Genomic DNA, 19,584 nt, shown 5'->3' with positions numbered 1-19,584 from the left:
AAGGACGGAAGTACGGCCAGAGACCGGCGCGGGCGATGCCAGAGCGCCGCCCACGGCTTAGCATGGTGGCGCAATGCCATCCTCTACACCCTCTTCGACCGCGCCTCCCCAGCTCCCGGTCGCTGTTGCTGCGCCCCGCCGTTCGCTTGCGCTGCGCGTTCTTCTGGCCCTCATCGCTGGCATCGTTGTGCTGCTGCTCGCCCTCGTGCTGGCAGTCAGCCTGATCGATTGGAATCGCGCACGCCCCTGGGTCAACGACAAGGTGAGCGCGGCCAGCGGACGCCACTTCGCAATCCAAGGCGATCTGGATGCGCAGTGGGTCTGGCCCCAGCCACTCGATACCGGCTGGCGCCGTTGGATTCCAGGCGTGCTCGTGCAGGCCGAGCAGCTGGAGCTGGGCAACAGGCCTGGCTTTGGAGCTTTCGGCGCGCTGGATTCCGAAGACGCGCGCGGCAGCCCACCCCAGCTTGCAAAGCCTGAAAAAACGAAGAGGGCTGAACCGGCAGAGCACTCCGCACCTGGGTCTGAGGCGCCCTTCATGGCGAAAGCGGGCAAGGCCAGCGCCAGTCTGAGGCTTCTACCGCTCCTCGGCCGCGTGTTGCTGATAGACACCCTGGTGCTGTCAACACCGGATGTCGCCCTGGCACGCGATGCCGACGGGGAAAACAATTGGACCTTTCCTCGCCACGACAACGATCATTCCAGCCCGAGCTCCAACCCATGGAAGGTCACCGTAAAAAGCCTTTTCGTAGAACAAGGCCAACTGGCTTACGCCGACGCTGTACAAAAGCTCTCCTTGCGCGCGAAACTGGCCAGCGAAGACGATTCAGCTCGCAGCAACGCGGGGCCCGGCTACGGACTGCGTTTCGAGATTTTGGGCCAATTTCGGGATGCACAAGTCAGTGGCAAGGGACGAGCCGGTCAGCTGCTGTCTCTGCAAAGCACCCGCGTCGAATACCCGATCGAATTCGATGCACGGGCCGGTGCCACGAGGGCGCAGGTGCGCGGCACCCTCTCCAACCCACGCAAGCTCTCCGGCATGGACCTGCAGGTCGCGCTGGAGGGCCAAAGCATGGCCGATCTCTATGAGCTGACCGGTCTGGTCCTGCCCAACACACCGCCCTACAAAACCAGTGGCCGCCTCGTTGGAAGCCTGGAACCCGAGCGTGCCACCTGGGACTACGAAGATTTCACGGGCGCAGTCGGCAAGAGCGATCTGCAGGGGCATTTAACCTACACCTCGGGCAAACCCAGGCCAAGGCTCACCGGTCAATTGAAATCGCGCAGATTGCTATTGGCAGACCTTGGGCCGGTCATTGGAACCCCTGGGAGAGCCCGCGAGAACACGAAGAAAAGCATACGTCCCGGAAAGGTGCTGCCCGATATTTCCTTTGCCACTGGCCGCTGGGACGCAATGGATGCAGACATCGCTTTTCTCGGCCAGACCTTGGTAGGCCCTGCTGCGCTGCCACTGGAAAACCTGAGCGTGCGCGCCATCTTGAAGGAAGGCAAACTCAACCTGGCTCCGCTGCGCTTCGGCGTTGCCAAAGGCCGCATTGATGCCCAAGTCACGCTCGACAGCCACAGCGAACCGCTCCGGGCGCAGATTCGTTCCACCGTGGATGACCTGAAGCTCTCGTCCCTGTTTCCCAAGGTCGAGTTGATGGACAAAAGCCTGGGCCGCATGGATGGCGCTTTTGCGCTCAACGGCCAAGGCGCTTCCATCGCCAGCATGCTCGCCAGCAGCACCGGTGAGGCGCGACTCTATGTGCGCGACGGCACGCTGAGCAAACAACTGCTGGATCTGGCGGCACTGAACCTGGGAAGCGTCATCGTCGCCAAGCTCTTTGGCAACGACAAGGAAGTGCACGTGCGCTGCGCAGTGGCGGATTTTTCCGTCAAGGATGGCATGGCGCAGACACGCTCAGTCAAGCTCAGCACCAACGAAGCGGTAGTGGAAGCCGTCGGCACCATCGACTTCGATCATGAACACATCGATCTGCGCATCAAGCCCGAATCCCTGAAATGGAAATTCTTCTCCCTGCGGACCCCACTCACTGTGCGTGGGCCCTTCATTGATCCGCAGGTGGGCGTTGAACCCGGCCCCCTCCTTGCTCGCGCCGGAGCGGCCGTATTGGCAGCAGTGGCGGCGCCAGCGGCATTGGCGCTCGTGCCGATCACCGTGCCGGCGGCCGAAGACGATGCCCATTGCGCAAAGCTGCTCGCACGCGCTGACGAGGCGGTGAAAGCCGGCCCCGCAGGAGCTGCGCCCAAACCGCCTCCACGCGCCAGTGGCGGGCGTGCGAAAAAGTAAGAACCGGCCCTTTCGCAGCCTCCCCCGTGCCCTTCTTGCGCCAGGCAAGTCACCGAGGTGACGGAAAGGCAAGGCAGCCAGGGGTTTTCCTGAGCCTGAAATATGCCTGTGCGGCCAGATACTCTGCGCGCCATCGCGAATACGCCGCCCCCAGCTTGCCATCCCACTGAATCGCCATGATCAAAGCAACGAATTTCCCAGTACCGACAGACCGCCGCCGTATTCTGAAAGCGTCCGTCGTGACCGCGCTGGGCATACCGGCTTGGGTCCGCGCACAGCCGCAGAGCTTGCGAATCGGCCAAACGGCGGCGCTCACAGGACCGCTCGCTTTCCCATTCGTGGAGATGAACAAGGGCATTGCGGCAGCGTTCCAGGAGGTGAACGAGAAAGGCGGCATCGACGGACGGATGCTGGAAATGGTCAGCCTTGACGATGGCGGAGCGCCGGCGAAAGCGGCCGAAAACACGCGCCAACTGATTGAAAAAGACCAGGTATTGACCCTGTTCGCATGCGGCGGAACGACCAGCGTGATGGGGGCGCTTCACGTACTGGTGCCAGCCAAAGTCCCTTTGATTGCACCCGCAACAGGCTCCGACGCCTTGCGGCCGTTCAATCCCCTGGTGTTTCACACTCGGGCCAGCTATGCGCAGGAATTGAGCAAGATTGCTCGGCAGCTGAGTTCTACGGGTTTCACCAAATGCGCCGTTGCGTATTTCGACAATCCCTTTGGTAAAGCGGCGATCGCCGCTTTTGAAGCAGCGGCAAAGAGCTACAAAAACACCACCTGGAAGGCCTTCCTGGTGGCCGAGACACCCGATGGAATCGCAAAAGGCATCGAGGAAATCGTTGCATTTCAACCCACAGCATTGATGTCGCTAGCGATTGGGGGGCTCGGCATTCCGTTCTACAAAGGCCTGAGAAAGCGCATTCAAACGCCCGCGTTCTCCATCTCCTTTCTGGGATCGCGCCCACTGCTCGCCGCTTTGGGCGACGCCGCAGTGGGCATCACGGTGGCGCAGGTCGTGCCCAGCCCACACAGTGTGGCCATGCCACTCGTCCATGCCTACCAGAACGCACTCAAGAAGGCAGGCCAAACGGAGCCCGGCTACTCTTCGTTGGAGGGATACGTCAATGCCCGCATCCTCATCGAAGCCTTGCGCCGCAGTGGCCGCAGCGCTACCCGCGAGAAGCTCATCGAGGCAATGCACTCAATGCGCCCCTATGACCTGGGCGGCTTTGAAGTTCGCTATGGACCCACCGACCACAGCGGAACCGATTTTGTCGAGCTGACCTATTTCAACGGTGAACGGTTTCGGCGGTAGCGCGCCGTCGGGAATCAGGCGGAGTGAACCGCCGATGTGCTGACGACGATGCCATCGTCATCCGCATACAACCAGTCCCCAGGCCGTACAACCACCCCACGAATTTGCACGGCCACGTCGCGCTGCCCCTCGCCACGCTTGATGGTAGGCATGGGCATCAGCCCCAAGGCGCGAATGCCCAGCTCTGCAACCGCCAATTCAGCCAGGTCACGGACACAGCCGTCCACCACCAAACCGACCCAGCCATTGGCGACCGCCGCCGCCGCCAGATTGCCGCCGACGAGCGCCCGGCGCAGCGAACCACCGCCGTCAACCACCAACACGCGACCTTCACCTGGCTGATCCAGCGCGGCTTTCACCAACGCGTTGTCCTCAAAACACTTCACCGTGCTGACCCGCCCGGCAAATGCGCGGAGCCCGCCGTACGAGGCGAAGACCGGCGGCAAGACACGAAAGGCGTCGCTGTCGTCCGCCTTGAAGCGATCACAAAGATCGCAGGTCGAGACCTGGGGAATAGAAAGTCGGATCATTCTGGATTCCACAACCGCTTCTCAAGCGTGTGAAGGGTGCTTACGGCAGTCCTCAGGCCGCTCGCCGTGGGGCACCGGGCAGCGATTGACCTCGAAAGGTGAAAACGACAGCAAGGTGGTGATTGCGCTCGAGGCCATGGTCACTCCCCAGAAAAGAAAGAATGCAATCGTGTACACACCTTGGCGCGAGAGCCCGATAGGTTCGCCAAACCAGTGCAGATCACTCGGATCGACAAACGCAAAAATCAGCATCTCCAGCACACCCGCCATTAAAAAGGCGGGCCATGCAATCCACATCAGGCGTTGGGTCCACATCGGCATGCTTCCTTGAGAATCTTCATGGTTATTGAACAAATCAGCGCGGCGCTTGACCATCTGGCGTCGCCGCATGGTTGCGAGCCTTTATCGCAGGCGCCAAATTTCGATCCTGCGCCTCAAGGGTTTTGTTGATGGCAATGCCGTTCTGATAATAATTCTCGTCGATCACTGGATCGGGGGTGCGAATCGCCAACCACAAGGTCACGAACGACGCGACCACCACCACGGCAGGTCCGCCGATGACGAGCCAGACAAAGCCAAACTTCCACCACGGTTTCGGCGGTACGGCATCAGACATGGGCGAATTGTTCATTCAAATGATTCAAAAAAATGGCGGCGAATACATGCACAGTCATCGTACTGTCGCTCAGCGTGGCACCAGAAACACCGATTTCTCGCGCACCTTGGCATCTGTGCCAACCGCTTGAATCTCGAATTGCACCGGATGCGAGCCCGGCTCCGCCGAGCCGTAAGGAATGCGCAGATTCACCGGAACCCAGCGCGACTGCGCTGCCTCAATTTCGAACTCTGGCTCGGACACCAGTTCCAAGCCGTCCAGGCCCGACGCACTGATGCGATAACGGTGCGTGGTTTCGGTGGCATTCATGACCTGGAGCCGGTAAATATTCTCCAGCTTGCCCCCAGCCACAATACGCGACAGGGCTGCTCTGTCACGCACAACGTCCACCTTGAGCGGGGTGCGCACCACGAGGCTGGCGAGCATTCCGATGCAGAGCGCCACCAGAATACCGGTGTAGATGAGCACGCGCGGGCGCAGTACGTGACGGAAAATCTCTGCCTTACCCCAGCCCTTGGCCACGGCGTTCTGCGTGGAGAAACGAATCAAGCCGCGTGGATAGTGCATCTTGTCCATCACACTGTCGCAGGCGTCCACGCACAGGCCGCAGCCAATGCATTCGTATTGCAAGCCATCCCGAATATCGATACCTACGGGGCAGACCTGCACACACAATGTGCAGTCAATGCAGTCCCCCAGACCCTTGGCCTTGTAATCCACTGTCTTGATGCGCGGGCCGCGCGGCTCGCCACGGGCTTCGTCGTAAGTGACGATCAATGTGTCCTTGTCGAACATGGCGCTCTGGAAACGCGCATAGGGACACATGTATTTGCACACTTGCTCACGCAAAAAACCAGCGTTGCCATAGGTGGCAAGACCATAGAACAGCACCCAGAACATTTGCCAGCTGCCCTGAAATGCAGCCAGCTCTACACCTAACTGCCGAATTGGCACAAAGTACCCGACGAAAGTGAAGCCCGTCCAAAAGGAAATCAACACCCACAGTGTTTGCTTGAGCGATTTTTTCCAAACCTTTTCCAAGGTCCAGGGACCATTGTCAAGCCGCACCCGGGCGCTTCGCTCTCCCTCGACCTTGTGTTCGATCCACATGAATATCTCGGTATACACCGTTTGTGGACAGGCAAACCCGCACCACAGGCGGCCAGCGACGGCGGTGAACAGGAACAGTGACAAAGCCGAAATGATCAGCAGCCCGGTCAGGTAAATGAAATCCTGCGGGTAAAGCACCAGGCCGAACATGTAGAACCGGCGGGCGCCCAGATCGAACAAAACCATCTGCCGCTGGCCCCATTCCAGCCAAGGCAATCCGTAGAACACCGCCTGGGTGAGGAACACCATGGCCCAGCGCCAGCGCGCAAAAAATCCACTGATCGAACGTGGGTAGACCTTTTTCTGCGCCTCGTAGAGCGAGGAGCTTCCTTGCTGGGCTGAGGGTTCCGACGCAATGGGCGCAATCGGAATCACCTTGCGAGGCTTGTCGCCTGGGGTGTTCATGAATAACTATTCTGAGAATGCAACAGATTCAAAAAGGTGGCACGTGCGAGGTCATATCGCACGCTCAAAAAGCCGCACTGGGCATGCAGTGGGCAGGCATCCTGCACGCTACGCAACACAACACTCAACGAGCTGGCGAGCTCTGGTTCGATTTGCCCCACACGAAGGCAGTCAATACGCGCAGCTGCTGCTCGTTCAGCTTGTCGGCTTGCGCCGGCATTTGATTCGTCTTTCCACTGTTGATCATTGAAGTGATTGCGGCTTCGCCCCAGCCATGGAGCCAAATGTCATCGGTCAGATTGGGGGCGCCCAGAGCCTGGTTGCCCTTGCCGTCCATGCCATGGCACGCGGCGCAGGCCACAAACTTGGATTTTCCAAGCGATGCCCGGACCGAATCATGTGGACTGGCAGACAGGCTCAACACATAGTGGGCCACGTTGCGCACGTCATCCGACGATCCCACGGCGTCAGCCATGGGTGGCATGACGCCAACGCGGCCTTTGTGAATCGTCTCGCTGATTTGCTCGGGTGTGCCACCGTAGAGCCAGTCGCCATCGGTCAGGTTCGGAAACCCTTTGCTTCCATGTGCGTCGGAGCCATGGCATTGCGCGCAGTTGTTCATGAACAAGCGCTCCCCAATGGCCATGGCCGGCGCGTCGCCAGCCAATTGCTCCGTTGTCATGGCAGCAAAGCGTGCGTACACCGGGGCGATTTGTTCCTCGCCTTTTTTCATTTCGTCCTGGTATTCATTGACTTGCGTCCAGCCAAATTTGCCAGCAAAAGTGCCAAGCCCGGGATAGACCGCAAGGTAACCCAGGGCGAATACGATGGTGATGACAAACAGCCACATCCACCAGCGTGGCATGGGGTTGTTCATTTCCATCAGATCTTCGTCCCAGACATGCCCGGTGGTGTTGTCGTCGCTGGAATCAATTTTCTTACGTGCCGTCATCCACAGCAGCAGCGCGCAGCCGAAAATTCCGGCCAGTGTCAGGCCGGCGACGTAGATCGACCAGAAATTGTGGGTGAAATCGCTCATGAAGTGTTCTCGTTTTCCGGACCGATCGGCTCAGTCTTGTTCGAATGGTAGTTGCGCGGCTTCTTCAAAGCGCTCGCGATTGCGGCCGGAATAGGCCCACACGGCAATGCCTAAAAAGCAGGCGAACGACAGCAGCGTGAAAATGATCCTGAGGGTGGTGACATCCATAATCTCTCCTTATCTGAGCGCGAGACCAAGCATCTGCAGATAGGCAACCAAGGCGTCCATTTCTGTTTTTCCTTTGAGCGCCTCGGGTGCTGCGGCGATCTGTTCGTCGGTATAGGGGTCGCCCAACATGCGCAGGGCATTCATGCGTGGCGTGATATCGCTCGGATCCAGCATGTTTTTGTTGAGCCAGGAATACGCAGGCATGTTCGACTCAGGCACCACATCACGCGGATTGTTGAGGTGGATGCGATGCCACTCGTCGCTGTACTTTCCACCCACGCGGTGCAAGTCCGGGCCAGTGCGCTTGCTGCCCCACTGAAACGGGCGGTCATAGACGAACTCGCCCGCCACCGAGTAATGGCCGTAGCGCAGCGTTTCTGCACGGAAGGGGCGAATCATCTGCGAGTGGCAGTTGTAGCAACCTTCTCGGACGTAAATGTCGCGCCCCATCAGCGGCAGCGCGGCATAGGGCTCTACGCCCTTGACGGGCTCTGTGGTCGACTTCTGAAAGAACAGGGGCACGATTTCCACCAGACCGCCAACAGCAATTACCAGAACAATCAAGACGATCATCAGGAAGTTGTTGGTCTCGATGTTCTCGTGCGAGAAGCCCTTGGACACATTCTTATTTGACATGAATCAATCCTAAAACTCAGGCTTGGGCAGACTTGAGGGCCGGAATCGCCACGGTGGAGGAGCGGCCCGAACTCGCGGTCACCCAGACGTTCCAGGCCATGACCAGCATGCCTCCGAGGTACAGCACTCCACCGAGCACGCGAATGACGTAAAACGGGTAGGTCGCTTTTACGCTTTCGACAAAGGTGTAAGTCAGGGTGCCATCGGTATTCACTGCACGCCACATCAGACCTTGCATCACGCCGGCAATCCACATCGCGGCGATGTACAGCACGATGCCGATGGTGGCGAGCCAGAAGTGCAGCTCGATGGCCTTGATGGAATGCATCTTCTCGCGGCCAAACAGGCGCGGGATCAGGTAGTAGAGCGAGCCCATGGTGATCAGCCCTACCCAGCCGAGCGCGCCTGAGTGCACGTGGCCCACCGTCCAGTCGGTGTAGTGCGAGAGTGCATTGACGGTCTTGATGGACATCATCGGACCTTCGAACGTGGACATGCCGTAGAACGACAGCGACACGATCAGAAAGCGCAAGATGGGGTCATCACGCAGCTTGTGCCATGCGCCGGACAGCGTCATCACGCCGTTGATCATGCCGCCCCAGCTGGGCGCCAGAAGGATGAGCGAAAACACCATGCCGACCGACTGCGTCCAGTCAGGCAAGGCGGTGTAATGCAGATGGTGCGGACCCGCCCACATGTACGTGAAGATCAGCGCCCAGAAGTGAACGATGGAGAGGCGGTAGCTGTAAACAGGGCGATTGGCCTGCTTGGGAATGAAGTAGTACATCATCCCCAGGAAGCCAGCGGTCAAGAAGAAGCCCACGGCGTTGTGGCCGTACCACCACTGCACCATCGCGTCTTGAACCCCCGCATACGCCGAATAGCTCTTCATGAAGCTCACCGGAATTGCCGCACTGTTGACGATATGGAGCAACGCAATCGCCAGAATAAAAGCGCCGTAGAACCAATTGGCGACGTAAATGTGGCGCACCTTGCGAATACCGATGGTTCCGAAGAACACGATGGCATAGGCCACCCATACGAGGGTAATGAGGATATCGATGGGCCATTCCAGCTCAGCGTATTCCTTTGCGGAGGTGTAGCCCAAGGGCAGGCTGATGGCCGCCGCGACAATGACCAGCTGCCAGCCCCAGAAAGAGAACGCGGCCAAAGGAGCGGCGAAGAGCCGTACCTGACAGGTGCGCTGCACCACGTAATAGCTGGTACCGATAAGTGCGCTGCCACCAAAGGCGAAGATCACCGCATTGGTGTGCAGTGGCCGAAGGCGCCCATAGCTGAGCCAGGGGATCCCGAAGTTCAGTTCTGGCCACGCCAGCTGGGATGCGATCAACACGCCGACGAGCATGCCGACCACGCCCCACACCACGGACATGATGGAAAACTGCCGCACAACGGTGTCGTTGTAGTACCCGGCGGTTGCTGTTGTTGAAGGAGTCATCGATTACCTCTAAAAGACTGCGAAAGTATTAACCGGACAGGCAGTAGTGTTTTTGACCAAAGTCAATTCTCTCGAAGAATGCGCTCGGCTTCCTGATCGACGTTCTCGAACTGGCCGCGATAAACGGCCCACCACAGTCCGAGCAGCACAAGCAGCACCAAGCCTACGGACAGAGGGATGAGCATATAAAGAATATCCATGGAAAATCCTTGAAATTTCAGGCGTGAACCTGGGTATGCGTCATCGGTACAGGCTTTCCTGCGCCATCAGCGGCTGGCACGAGCGATGGCATAGCACGCGCCAAGCGGGCGGAGTTCAACACCACCAACAGGGAGCTTGCCGCCATGCCCAGGCCGGCAAGCCATGCTGGCATGAGACCCGCAATAGCGAGTGGAACGCTCACCACGTTGTACCCCGCAGCCCACAGGAGGTTCTGCCGCACGATCCGCAGCGTCCGGCGCGCCAGCAGCACGGATTGGGCGATCAAGGGCAATTGGCCTCCCAGCACGACAAAGTCGGAACGCAAGCTCGTCAAGGGCACTGCGCTACCAAAGGCAAACGATGCGTTGGCAGCCGCCAGCACCGGGCCGTCGTTCAATCCGTCACCGACCATCGCCACGCGGTGGCCGCGCGCCTGTAAGGCGCGAATGGCCGCGAGCTTGTCGGCGGGGGTACAACCGCCGCGCCATGCGTCGATGCCGGCCCGCTGTGCGACGCGTGCCACCGAGCCCGCATAGTCACCCGAAAGGATCTGCACGCCAATCCCCGCTTGCGCGAGTGCGCGAAGCGAGGTGTGCAGATCGCTGCGCAATTGCTCTTCCAGGTCGAAACGTGCCCACGACCGGTCGGCAACAGCACCGCCATCCAAGGCCATACAGACTTGCAGGCCGTCGCGCTCGAACCAGGGCGCACCCACGTGCTCGGCCGAACCGAGCAGGAGGGTGCGGATGGCCTGGCTGCCATCGCGCAAGCGCAGCTGCGCGCTAAGGCCTCTGCCCGGTGTTTCGGTGACCTCCACAACTTCCCAGACACCATTGCCGTGCGGCTCCGCCTGCTCTGCTGCGGCTACCAGCGCACGCGAAGCGGGGTGCAAGGAATACCGCGCCACAACGGCCGCAAGGCCGAGCGCCTCAGCCTGCGTCCAGTCGCTTGAAGTTTCCATATGGCGCAGCGCCATGCGGTCGTGGGTCAGGGTGCCGGTCTTGTCAAACACTACGCTGTCAATGCCAGCCAGTGTCTCCAGCGCCTGCAGGTTGCGCACCAGCACGCCGCCCCGTGCCAAGGCACCTGCCGCTGAAAGCATGGCGACGGGAGTTGCCAGCGACAGTGCGCAGGGGCAGGTGACGATCAAGACCGACACCGCGACCATCAGTGCATGCTGCGGGTCGCGCGGCCACCACCAAAGCATGGCGCCCAACGCGGCCAGCAGCACGAAAACCAGAAAGGGCCGCGCCACGCGATCCGCCAACTGTGCCAAGCGAGGCTTCTGCAGTGAGGCGCTTTCCATCAGTGCCACGATTTCGCCAAAGCGGGTATCGGCACCCAATCGCTCCACTTTCATCTGCACCGCAGATTCCAGGTTCATGCTGCCCGCTGATACCAATGCGCCCACGGTGCGCCAGCGCGGGCTCGACTCGCCCGTCAACAAGGCTTCATCCACGCGCGTGCTGCCAGATATCAAACAGCCATCAGACGGAAATGCCTCCCCCGGCAGCACACGCACCACGTCGTCCACTGCAAGGCGCCGCACTGCCACGCGAACGAAGTGCCCGTCGTCATCGCGTCGCTCGACACTGTCGGGAAGCCGGTTCATCACGGCCTCAAGCGCACCGGCCGTGCGGTCGCGCAGGCGCAGTTCCAGCCAACGCCCGGTCAGCAGGAAAAAAACAAACATGGTCAGCGAGTCGAAATACACCTCGCGGCCAAAAATTCCGTCCGGGTCAAAGGTGCCGAGACTGCTGATGACGAAGGTGATGGCCATGCCCAGGGCCACCGGCAGATCCATGCTGATGCGGCGATGGCGGATGTCTGCCAACGCGCTCGTGAAAAACGGCCCGCAGGCAAACAGCACGACGGGCAGCGTGATGACCCAGGAGGCCCAGCGCAAAAGGGCTTCCATTTCACCGCTCAGATCGCCTGGCTGAGCAATGTAGGCGGGCCACGCGTACATCATCACCTGCATCATGCAAAAGCCTGCGACCAGCCAGCGCCACAATGCCCGCCGGTGTTCCTGCACGCGCTGCTGGCGCGCCTGGACATCGGCCGCCGGCAGCGCGCGGTAGCCGGCGCGGCGCACCGCAGCAAACCACAGGGACGGAGGCGCGGCGGTAGCGCTCCAGACCACGCGGGCACGCTGGCTGGCGGCGCTGACGTCTGCCTGCTCTACGCCGGGGACGCTGCGCAGTGCATCTTCAATCGTTAACGCGCAGGCGGCGCAATGCATGCCTTCAATGACGACGTGCGACTCCCAGCGCTCACCCGATGCCTGGGCGTCCACCTTCCGGCCAAAGGCCGGCCACTCCGCCGGATCATCCAGCAGCGCATCGCCGCTTGCGCTAGGCACTACGGACGCGTCCTGGGTCGGCGCCGCAAGCCCGCCAGGCACTGGCCCTGGAACATTTGTTGACATGGCGCAAGCTTAACCCACGCCGCTTGCATGGAATTGACATTGCTCAATTTGCCCAGGGGCATACGCCCCTACGCTGCTCCCTGTGTCTCTCCACCGAACAGCAAAGGCTCACCATGTACAAGCGCATCCTCGTTGCCACCGATGGCTCTGAACTTTCCGACAAAGCCGTAAAGAGCGCGATCTCGCTCGCGGCGTTGACGGGGGCAAGCCTGGTGGCGCTCAAAGTGGTTCCGCGCTACCCGCGCAGCTATATGGAAGGTGCGTTGCCTGTCGATGCCAAGGACATCAAACAGATTGAGGCGCAATGGACCGCTTCAGCACAGGGCTTGGTCGATGCCGTCAAGCTCGAAGGCAGCGCGCAGGGCGTGACCGTAAGGGCGCTGGTAGCCAAGTCAGACTTGGTGGCCGAGGCGTTGATCGCCGCCGCCAAGAAGCACAAGTGCGACCTTATCGTGATGGCCTCGCACGGCCGCAAAGGCTTCAAGCGCCTGCTGCTGGGCAGCGAGACGCAGCACGTGCTGACGCATTCGCACATTCCGGTGCTGGTGCTGCGCTGAGCCCGGTTGCAGGCGCAATTTTTATACAAAATCAGCCTCCAGCGCTTATTCTATAAGCGCTAGAAGCTATTTATTTAATAGCATTTCGTCAGTACACGGAAGCCTATTCAGCCCTTGCGCGCCAATGCACGCATGGCTTGCTGCGCGGGGCGCGCCAGGCACCGCTCCAGCCACGCGCTACCCACCGGGTGCTGCGCCAGCAATGCACGCGCCGGTAGCGCCCATGCCAGGACGCTGGCAACACACAAGTCGGCCACGGTGAAACGCGGGCCTGCCAGCCAGTCGCAGCCCCGTGCTTGCTGCGCCAGCAACTCGGATTCCAGCACCGCAAGCGGCTGCTTGAGACGCTTTTCTGCAGCGTCTGCCAGATCGCCCTTGCGCTGCGCCTCAGGCATCACGCGCCGGTGCATCAGGACGGTCAGAGCATCTTTCTCCAGCTCGGTCACGGTCCAGAAGCTCCAGCGCAGCGCCTGCGCATCCTCCTGCGGCGTAGCGGGGCTGATGTCGACGCCGTCGGCCCGCCCGTAGTAGCGCGCCAGGTACAGCGTGCAGGCCATGCTCTCCCAAAGAACCACCTGGCCCTCGGGCCGCTCATCGATCAGCACGGGAATGTGGCCATTGGGGTTGAGCGCAAGAAAATCGGGCGCGCGCGTGGCGCCTTCCTGGTAGCGCAGCGGCACATGGGCAAAGTGGAGCCCGAGCTCGGTGGCTGCCCAAAGCGGGCGCACGGCGCGGGAGGCGGCAATGCCGTAGATGGTGAGAGACACGGTTGGGGCTTTCAAAAAGTCATGCGTCAGCAAGGTGAATGCACAAGGCATCCAGCCCGGCCACGGTCAGGTGGGGTTCCCAGGGTGCATGCTCCCAGGGTTTGGCGGCGCGGTTGAGCCACGCCATCTGCATGCCGGCAGCGAGCGCGCCGACGCCATCGTGGAGCGCATCGTCGCCAATATGCAGTACCTGGCTGGCGGCTACGTCCACCCGATCGGCAGCGCGCTGGAACATGCGGGCATCGGGTTTGGCGCAGCCCACTTCGTGCGCGCCGACGCTGGCGGCAAAGAAGTGCTGCAGGCCGATGCGCGAGACATCGGCGTTGCCGTTCGAGAGTGCCACCAGCGGATACCGGCGGCTCAGGAATTCAAGCGCTGGCAAGGCGTCCTCAAACAACTCCACGCGCTGGCGTTCGGCCAGAAAAACTTCAAACGCGGCGCTGGCCAGTTGCGGGTCGTCCCCCGCCTGCAGCAGCGCCAGGCGGATGGCCTCCTGGCGCAGCGCGCTCATGTCGTGCGCGCTGCCCGGCAGGGACCGCGCTGCCTGCGCGCGGAGCGCCAGCCGTGCATCCGGCTGGGCGCACAGCATCTGCGTGGCCGGTGCGTGCTGGTGCAGCCAATCCTGCAAAGCAGTTTCGGCGCGTGCAATGGTCGGCCACACCGGCCAGAGCGTGTCGTCCAGGTCCAGACTGACAGCGCGGATTTGGGAAAGATCAAGAGGCACAGGCGAAGAGGATAAAGCGGGCGATGGGCAATAGCGGTTCGCCCACCAGAATACCGCAGCCCTTTCCCGCGCCGAATGGCGGCCTGCGTGCAGTACACCTTGACACAGCGCAAGGGCTGCAGCAAGAGCCGCGGGCAGCACCCGAAAGCGGCGCCTGTCCCAGCACAATACCGTCCCGTGACTGTGCACCGTTCTCTTTTGCGCCCCTCCCGTGCCGCCTGCCTGCTTGCTTTGCTGGCGGTGTTGGCGCAGCTGTGGATGGTACAGCTCAGCCACCGGCATCTGGCACAACAGTCCAGCGCCTGGCTGCAATGGGGCGAGGTCTGTAGTGCCCAAAACCTGGGCACGTCAGATTCCAGCAGCTCTACGGACCCGATGGGCGGCATGGCGGCTGCGGGCTGCCCGGTGTGCGCTCTGGCGGGCGCTGGCACCGTGCCCAGCAGCGTATTCCGGCAGGCCGAGCCTGCGTCCAGGTTGGCGGGTGCGGCGCCCCGCTGGTACCGCGCAGCGGCGCCCGCCGAGCGTGAGCGCGGCGTCAGGCCGCCGGCACAGGCGCCGCCTCAGGCCGCCTGAATTTTCCCTTGTTGACCTTCTGCAGGCGCTAGCGCGACTGCTCGTCGGCGCGCCTTGCTTCGCGCCCTCTGCTAGGCGCAGCTGCGCCTGCCTCCCACTTATCTGTTGGAACCTTCTCATGACCCGATCCACCCTCCGGCGCAACTCTGCGTCGCTCCCTGCGCACCGCCTTGCACCGCTGTGCGCCCTGCTCGCTGCCCTGCCCTTGTCGGCTCTGGCACAAGAGTCGGCCCTGCCCACCGTGACGGTGCATGCACCCACACCCGCCGCGCGGCCCCTGCAACCCACAGCCGAAACGCTGGCCGAGCGCCGCGCTGCCGGCGCAGACACCGCCGCACTGCTGCAGGGCATTCCCGGTATTAGCCTGCAAGGCGCGGGCGGCGTCTCCAGCCTGCCCAGCGTCCACGGCATGACGGACGACCGCCTGCGCATTCAGCTCGATGGCATGGACCTCGTGTCCTCCTGCGGCAACCACATGAACCCGCCGCTGTCGTATGTCGATCCTTCGCGGGTGTCTGCGGTGCGCGTGTTCACCGGCACCGCGCCGGTAAGCGTGGGCGGCGACAGCATTGGCGCCAGCATCCTGATGGAGACGGCGCCGCTGGTATTTGCTGCGCCAGGCCAGGGCCCCATCACCCGAGGAGAAGTCGGCGCCTGGGCGCGCAGCAACGGCAAGGGCCTGGGCGGCCACGCCAGCGCCACCTATGCCACCGATCAATTCAGCCTGCGCTACGACGGTTCCACCGCGCAGTCCGGCAATTTCCACGCCGCGCGCGCCTTCAAAGCCGCCGGCCCGGCCGGCGCCGACAAGCCCGATCGCATCCTGGCCGGCGACGAAGTGGGCTCCAGCAGCTACCGGGCACGCAACCAGTCGCTCTCGCTGGCCTTTCGTGGCGACGACAGCCTGCTGGGCCTTGAAGTCGGCATGCAGGATGTGCCCTACCAGAACTTCCCCAACCAGCGCATGGACATGACGCGCAACGACAGCACCCACCTGAACCTGCGCTACCAGCGCAGCTTTGCCTGGGGCGACTTGCAGGCACGCGCCTGGCATGAGCAAACGCGCCACGCCATGGATTTTGGCCCTGACAAACAGTACCTGTACGGAGGCGGCAAGGCCACCGGCATGCCCATGGACACGCGCGGCAGCACCAGCGGAGCCAAGCTCTCGGGCGACATCGCCCTGTCGGATCAGAGCACGCTGCGCGCAGGCGCCGAGGCCCTGCACTACCGGTTGGACGACTGGTGGATGCCATCCGGCGGCGGCATGGCGCCCGACATCTTCCGCAACATCGCCGATGGCCAGCGCGACCGCTTCGACGTCTACGGTGAATGGGAAACACGCTGGAGCCCCGCCTGGGTCGGCCAGATCGGCCTGCGCAGCAGCCAGGTGCGCAGCAACAGCGGCGAGGTGCAGGGCTACAACGCCAGCTACGGCGCCGAGGCGGCCGCGTTCAACGCCAAAGACCGCAGCCGCAGCGACCACAACCTCGACCTCAGCGCCCTGGCCCGCTACACGCCCAATGAGAGCAGCAGCTACGAGTTCGGCTTTTCCCGCAAGACCCGCTCCCCCAACCTGTACGAGCGCTTCGCCTGGTCCACCGGCGGGATGGCCATGCGCATGGTCAACCTGGCGGGCGACGGCAACGGCTACGTCGGCAACCCCGATCTGCTGCCCGAAGCCGCTCACACGCTGAGCGCCACGGCCGACTGGCACGACGCATCCGGCCAGCGCTGGGGCCTGCGCCTGACGCCCTGGATCAGCCAGGTGCACAACTACATCGACGCCAAGCGCTGCAGCGGGGGCAGCGGCATGATGAGCGCCTGCAACGCCGCCAACGTCGCGGCGCAGCAGAAATTCGTCTACCTGCGCTTTGCCAACGCCGACGCTCGGCTCTGGGGCTTTGACATCTCGGGCTTCATGGACCTGGGCAAGAACGATTGGCTCGGTGCCCTGCGGCTGGACGGCGCACTCAGCCAGACCTGGGCGCGCAACCGGGACACCGGCGACGGCCTCTACAACACCATGCCGCTCCATGCGCGCCTGGCGCTTACGCAGCAAAGTGGCGCCTGGAGCAGCACCGCGGAAGTGCTGCTGGTGGCGGCCAAGACACGCGTTTCTGCCGAACGCAACGAACTGGCCACCACTGGCTATGGCCTGCTGAACCTGCGCAGCAGCTACCAATGGCAGAACTGGCGGCTTGACCTGGGCATAGACAACCTGCTTGATCGCTACTACGCGCATCCCCAGGGCGGCGCGTATGTTGGACAGGGTGCCACCATGGGCGGTACAGCCGTGCCATGGGGCATCAGCGTGCCGGGCATGGGGCGTTCGTTCAAGCTCGGGCTGAGCATGCAGTTCTAAACCCTTGCAAGGCAGGGCGCTATTCAATCAATAGCTGCATTCGCTTATAGGTATTGCGCTAACCGCAATTTTTTCTGGATATTTCAGGCTCTGCGGACGGTGCGTATGCGCTCGGCTTGATCCCATCGTATCCACAGGCCGAACATAAGGGCTATTCTGGAAGTGTTGCGCGCCACCGGGCGCCCACGCTTCCAGGAGAACCCCATGAGCGAAAAATTGAACACCACCCAAATGAACGAATTGCGCGCGCTGCTGCTGGCGCGCCGCGCCGAGTTGCTGGTGCAAATGGAGCAAAACCGCGAGAACCTGATCCCGCCCACCCAGGACGAGGGCGCTGTGCTGCAACGCAATGTGGCACGCGAAGTCGATCAGGCCCTGACCGACATTGACGCGACCGACATTGCACGCATCGACAACGCGCTCAAACGCATGGACGAAGGCAGCTACGGCGAATGCGGGGAGTGCGGTTGCACGATTCCCTTTGAGCGCCTGAAAATCGAACCACAAACCCAGCACTGCGTGGCCTGCAAATCACGCTGGGAGAACCAGCAGGCACCGCGCTGACCGGCGCTTCGTTGCGGCGCCACCGCCGTTTCAGGGAGGTGCATTCGATGACGTTCGCTCCAGGCCTTGCCGCGCTGCTGCTCGCCGCTGCGGCCCTGCCGGTCGCCCAGGCGGCCGAGCCTCTCGCTGCTTCCGATGGCGCCGCGTTTGCGCCAACCGAAGACGGACAAGCCGTGCTTGACGCGCGCGCCCGCACGCTGTGGGCACGCTGTGTCGAGGGTATGCAATGGAATGGCAAGACCTGCGCCGGCACGCCCCTGCTGCTCACCCGCGCCGAAGCCAGTGCCCGCGCCAAGGCGCGCGGCGCCGCCGAAGGCGTGCCGTGGCGACTGCCGCGTACGCTGGAACTGCGCCGTCTGGTTGACAAGCAGGCAACGCCACCGGGCATCGATGCCAGACTGTTTCCAGCCGCCCCTGGCGGCCTGCACTGGTCCGGCACCGCCACCGTGCGCCAACTTTCCCTCAACCCCTACAACTACAACAATATCGCCAGCGGCCGAACCTCGGGCCACCGACTGGCAGCCCTGGAAGGCTGGGCCGTGGATATGGACAACGCAGACACCCGCAGCGACGTGCCGCGCACCAGCAAGCTGCCGGTGCGCCTGGTGCGCGGCGCCGACTGACAACGCCGTCCGGCCCGCGCAGCGCAGCGCTGCTGCTTGCCCGACAATCGCGCATGTCTTTTTTTCCCCCAGAACCCGCATACGCCCATGGCGCGCCGACGCGCACCGCCGTCCTCTTGTGCAACCTGGGCACGCCCGACGCACCGACGCCCGCAGCATTGCGGCGCTACCTGGGCCAGTTCCTGGCCGACCACCGCGTGGTGGAGATCCCCCAACCCCTGTGGTGGCTGATCCTGCACGGCGTCATTCTGCGCACACGGCCGGCCAAGTCGGCGGCCAAGTACCGCAGTATCTGGACGCCAGAAGGCTCGCCGCTGGCGGTGTGGACCGAAAAGCAGGCCAAGCTGCTGCTCGGCTGGCTGGGCGAAGCCGGTGCCCCGGTGCTGGTGCGCCACGCCATGCGCTACGGCAACCCGTCGATTGCCAGCCAGCTCGACACCCTCAAACTGGAGGGCGCCACGCGCATCCTGATCCTGCCGCTGTACCCCCAGTATTCCGCCACCACCACGGCCAGCGTGTTCGACGCGGTCTACACCTGGGCGGCGCGCACCCGCGCCATCCCCGAGCTGCGCTTTGTCAACCACTACCACGACCACCCCGGCTACATCGACGCTCTGGCGAAAAAGGTGCTGGCCCACTGGCAGCAGCACGGCCAGGGCGAGCAACTGGTGATGAGCTTTCACGGCGTGCCCGAGCGCACGCTGCACCTGGGCGACCCTTACCACTGCGAAGCACGCAAAACCGCGCGCCTGCTCGGCGAGCGCCTGGGCCTGAACGACACGCAAATGCGCGTCACCTTCCAGTCGCGCTTTGGCAAGGCCAAGTGGCTGCAGCCCTACACCGAACCCACGCTGATCGAACTGGCCCGCGCCGGCGTGCGGCGTGTGGACGTGATCTGCCCCGGTTTTACCAGCGACTGCCTGGAAACCCTGGAAGAAATCAACCAGGAAGCGCGCGAGGCCTTTCTGCGCGCCGGTGGCGAACAGTTCCACTACATCGAATGCCTCAACGACAGCCCGGCCTGGATCACTGCGCTGAGCGACATCGCCCAGCAGCACCTGGCGGGCTGGCCGCTGCAGTCGGCCAACCCAGGCCTGCGCGAAGCCTCCCGCGAACGTGCGCAGACCTGCGGCGCGCGAAACTAGGGCCTGTCAACACTATGCAAGGGGTCGCGAAGCTCATC

Annotated in this window: 20 protein-coding genes; 8 read left to right on the top strand and 12 right to left on the bottom strand. The window is 62.5% G+C overall.

All coding sequences use genetic code 11. From position 1 onward, the window contains the following. The first annotated feature begins 73 nt into the window (after positions 1-73). Positions 74-2,314 (top strand): AsmA family protein, encoded by a 2,241-nt coding sequence (locus C6571_RS14125; RefSeq protein ID WP_106447257.1) that lies wholly within the window; start codon positions 74-76, stop codon positions 2,312-2,314. Between the two features lie 176 nt (positions 2,315-2,490). Further along, complete coding sequence (locus C6571_RS14120) at positions 2,491-3,636, top strand: ABC transporter substrate-binding protein (RefSeq protein ID WP_106447256.1); 1,146 nt, start codon at positions 2,491-2,493, stop codon at positions 3,634-3,636. Positions 3,637-3,650: 14 nt separating this feature from the next. On the opposite strand, the gene rraA is transcribed toward C6571_RS14120, so the two are convergent. The 10 genes from rraA to C6571_RS14070 form a co-directional block, all read right to left on the bottom strand. Next, complete coding sequence (rraA, locus tag C6571_RS14115) at positions 3,651-4,166, bottom strand: ribonuclease E activity regulator RraA (RefSeq protein ID WP_106447255.1); 516 nt, start codon at positions 4,164-4,166, stop codon at positions 3,651-3,653. A gap of 21 nt (positions 4,167-4,187) precedes the next feature. Next, on the bottom strand, positions 4,188-4,481 hold the full coding sequence (locus C6571_RS14110; protein WP_106447254.1) for a hypothetical protein: 294 nt from the start codon (positions 4,479-4,481) through the stop codon (positions 4,188-4,190). 40 nt (positions 4,482-4,521) lie between these two features. Continuing rightward, a complete protein-coding gene (locus C6571_RS14105) occupies positions 4,522-4,797 on the bottom strand; it encodes a FixH family protein (protein WP_106447253.1) in 276 nt (91 codons plus the stop codon). 54 nt (positions 4,798-4,851) lie between these two features. Beyond that, entirely contained in the window at positions 4,852-6,297 is a 1,446-nt protein-coding gene (ccoG, locus tag C6571_RS14100; RefSeq protein ID WP_106447252.1) for a cytochrome c oxidase accessory protein CcoG, read from the bottom strand. 124 nt (positions 6,298-6,421) lie between these two features. Next, positions 6,422-7,336 (bottom strand): cytochrome-c oxidase, cbb3-type subunit III, encoded by a 915-nt coding sequence (gene ccoP, locus C6571_RS14095; protein WP_106447251.1) that lies wholly within the window; start codon positions 7,334-7,336, stop codon positions 6,422-6,424. 30 nt (positions 7,337-7,366) lie between these two features. Then, the gene (locus C6571_RS14090) at positions 7,367-7,504 is read right to left on the bottom strand and encodes a cbb3-type cytochrome oxidase subunit 3 (RefSeq protein WP_106447250.1); all 138 of its coding nucleotides are present in this window, start codon (positions 7,502-7,504) and stop codon (positions 7,367-7,369) included. Between the two features lie 9 nt (positions 7,505-7,513). Then, positions 7,514-8,140, bottom strand: a complete 627-nt coding sequence (ccoO, locus tag C6571_RS14085; protein ID WP_106447249.1) for a cytochrome-c oxidase, cbb3-type subunit II — start codon at positions 8,138-8,140, stop codon at positions 7,514-7,516. 16 nt (positions 8,141-8,156) lie between these two features. Then, complete coding sequence (gene ccoN, locus C6571_RS14080; protein ID WP_106447248.1) at positions 8,157-9,599, bottom strand: cytochrome-c oxidase, cbb3-type subunit I; 1,443 nt, start codon at positions 9,597-9,599, stop codon at positions 8,157-8,159. A gap of 62 nt (positions 9,600-9,661) precedes the next feature. Then, positions 9,662-9,799 (bottom strand): cbb3-type cytochrome oxidase assembly protein CcoS, encoded by a 138-nt coding sequence (ccoS, locus tag C6571_RS14075; protein WP_106447247.1) that lies wholly within the window; start codon positions 9,797-9,799, stop codon positions 9,662-9,664. Positions 9,800-9,816: 17 nt separating this feature from the next. Then, entirely contained in the window at positions 9,817-12,228 is a 2,412-nt protein-coding gene (locus tag C6571_RS14070; protein ID WP_106447246.1) for a heavy metal translocating P-type ATPase, read from the bottom strand. A 113-nt stretch (positions 12,229-12,341) separates the two neighbouring features. Between C6571_RS14070 and C6571_RS14065 the strand changes: the two genes are divergently transcribed. After that, positions 12,342-12,785 carry a universal stress protein gene (locus tag C6571_RS14065; protein WP_106447245.1) on the top strand — a complete coding sequence of 148 codons (444 nt, stop codon included), beginning with the start codon at positions 12,342-12,344 and terminating at the stop codon, positions 12,783-12,785. A 107-nt stretch (positions 12,786-12,892) separates the two neighbouring features. Here C6571_RS14065 and C6571_RS14060 read toward each other — a convergent pair whose 3' ends face one another. Next, positions 12,893-13,552, bottom strand: a complete 660-nt coding sequence (locus C6571_RS14060; protein ID WP_106447244.1) for a glutathione S-transferase family protein — start codon at positions 13,550-13,552, stop codon at positions 12,893-12,895. A gap of 19 nt (positions 13,553-13,571) precedes the next feature. Beyond that, the gene (locus tag C6571_RS14055; RefSeq protein ID WP_245901294.1) at positions 13,572-14,276 is read right to left on the bottom strand and encodes an HAD family hydrolase; all 705 of its coding nucleotides are present in this window, start codon (positions 14,274-14,276) and stop codon (positions 13,572-13,574) included. 177 nt (positions 14,277-14,453) lie between these two features. On the opposite strand from C6571_RS14055, the gene C6571_RS19740 reads away from it, so the two are divergent. The 5 genes from C6571_RS19740 to hemH all read left to right on the top strand — a co-directional run bounded on the left by C6571_RS19740 (position 14,454) and on the right by hemH (position 19,546). Then, positions 14,454-14,849 (top strand): DUF2946 family protein, encoded by a 396-nt coding sequence (locus C6571_RS19740; RefSeq protein WP_245901293.1) that lies wholly within the window; start codon positions 14,454-14,456, stop codon positions 14,847-14,849. 118 nt (positions 14,850-14,967) lie between these two features. Then, positions 14,968-17,214: a TonB-dependent receptor gene (locus tag C6571_RS14045; RefSeq protein WP_106447242.1), complete on the top strand. Its 2,247-nt coding sequence runs from the start codon at positions 14,968-14,970 to the stop codon at positions 17,212-17,214. 204 nt (positions 17,215-17,418) lie between these two features. Further along, positions 17,419-17,778 (top strand): TraR/DksA family transcriptional regulator, encoded by a 360-nt coding sequence (locus C6571_RS14040; RefSeq protein WP_106447241.1) that lies wholly within the window; start codon positions 17,419-17,421, stop codon positions 17,776-17,778. A gap of 47 nt (positions 17,779-17,825) precedes the next feature. Continuing rightward, positions 17,826-18,401 (top strand): Lcl C-terminal domain-containing protein, encoded by a 576-nt coding sequence (locus C6571_RS14035; protein ID WP_106447240.1) that lies wholly within the window; start codon positions 17,826-17,828, stop codon positions 18,399-18,401. A 53-nt stretch (positions 18,402-18,454) separates the two neighbouring features. Then, complete coding sequence (gene hemH, locus C6571_RS14030; RefSeq protein ID WP_106447239.1) at positions 18,455-19,546, top strand: ferrochelatase; 1,092 nt, start codon at positions 18,455-18,457, stop codon at positions 19,544-19,546. Positions 19,547-19,584 lie beyond the last annotated feature (38 nt).

Origin of the sequence: Simplicispira suum (genome assembly GCF_003008595.1) — a bacterium.
Lineage (GTDB): Bacteria > Pseudomonadota > Gammaproteobacteria > Burkholderiales > Burkholderiaceae_C > Simplicispira > Simplicispira suum.
This window is presented reverse-complemented; position numbering and strand designations above follow the sequence as displayed.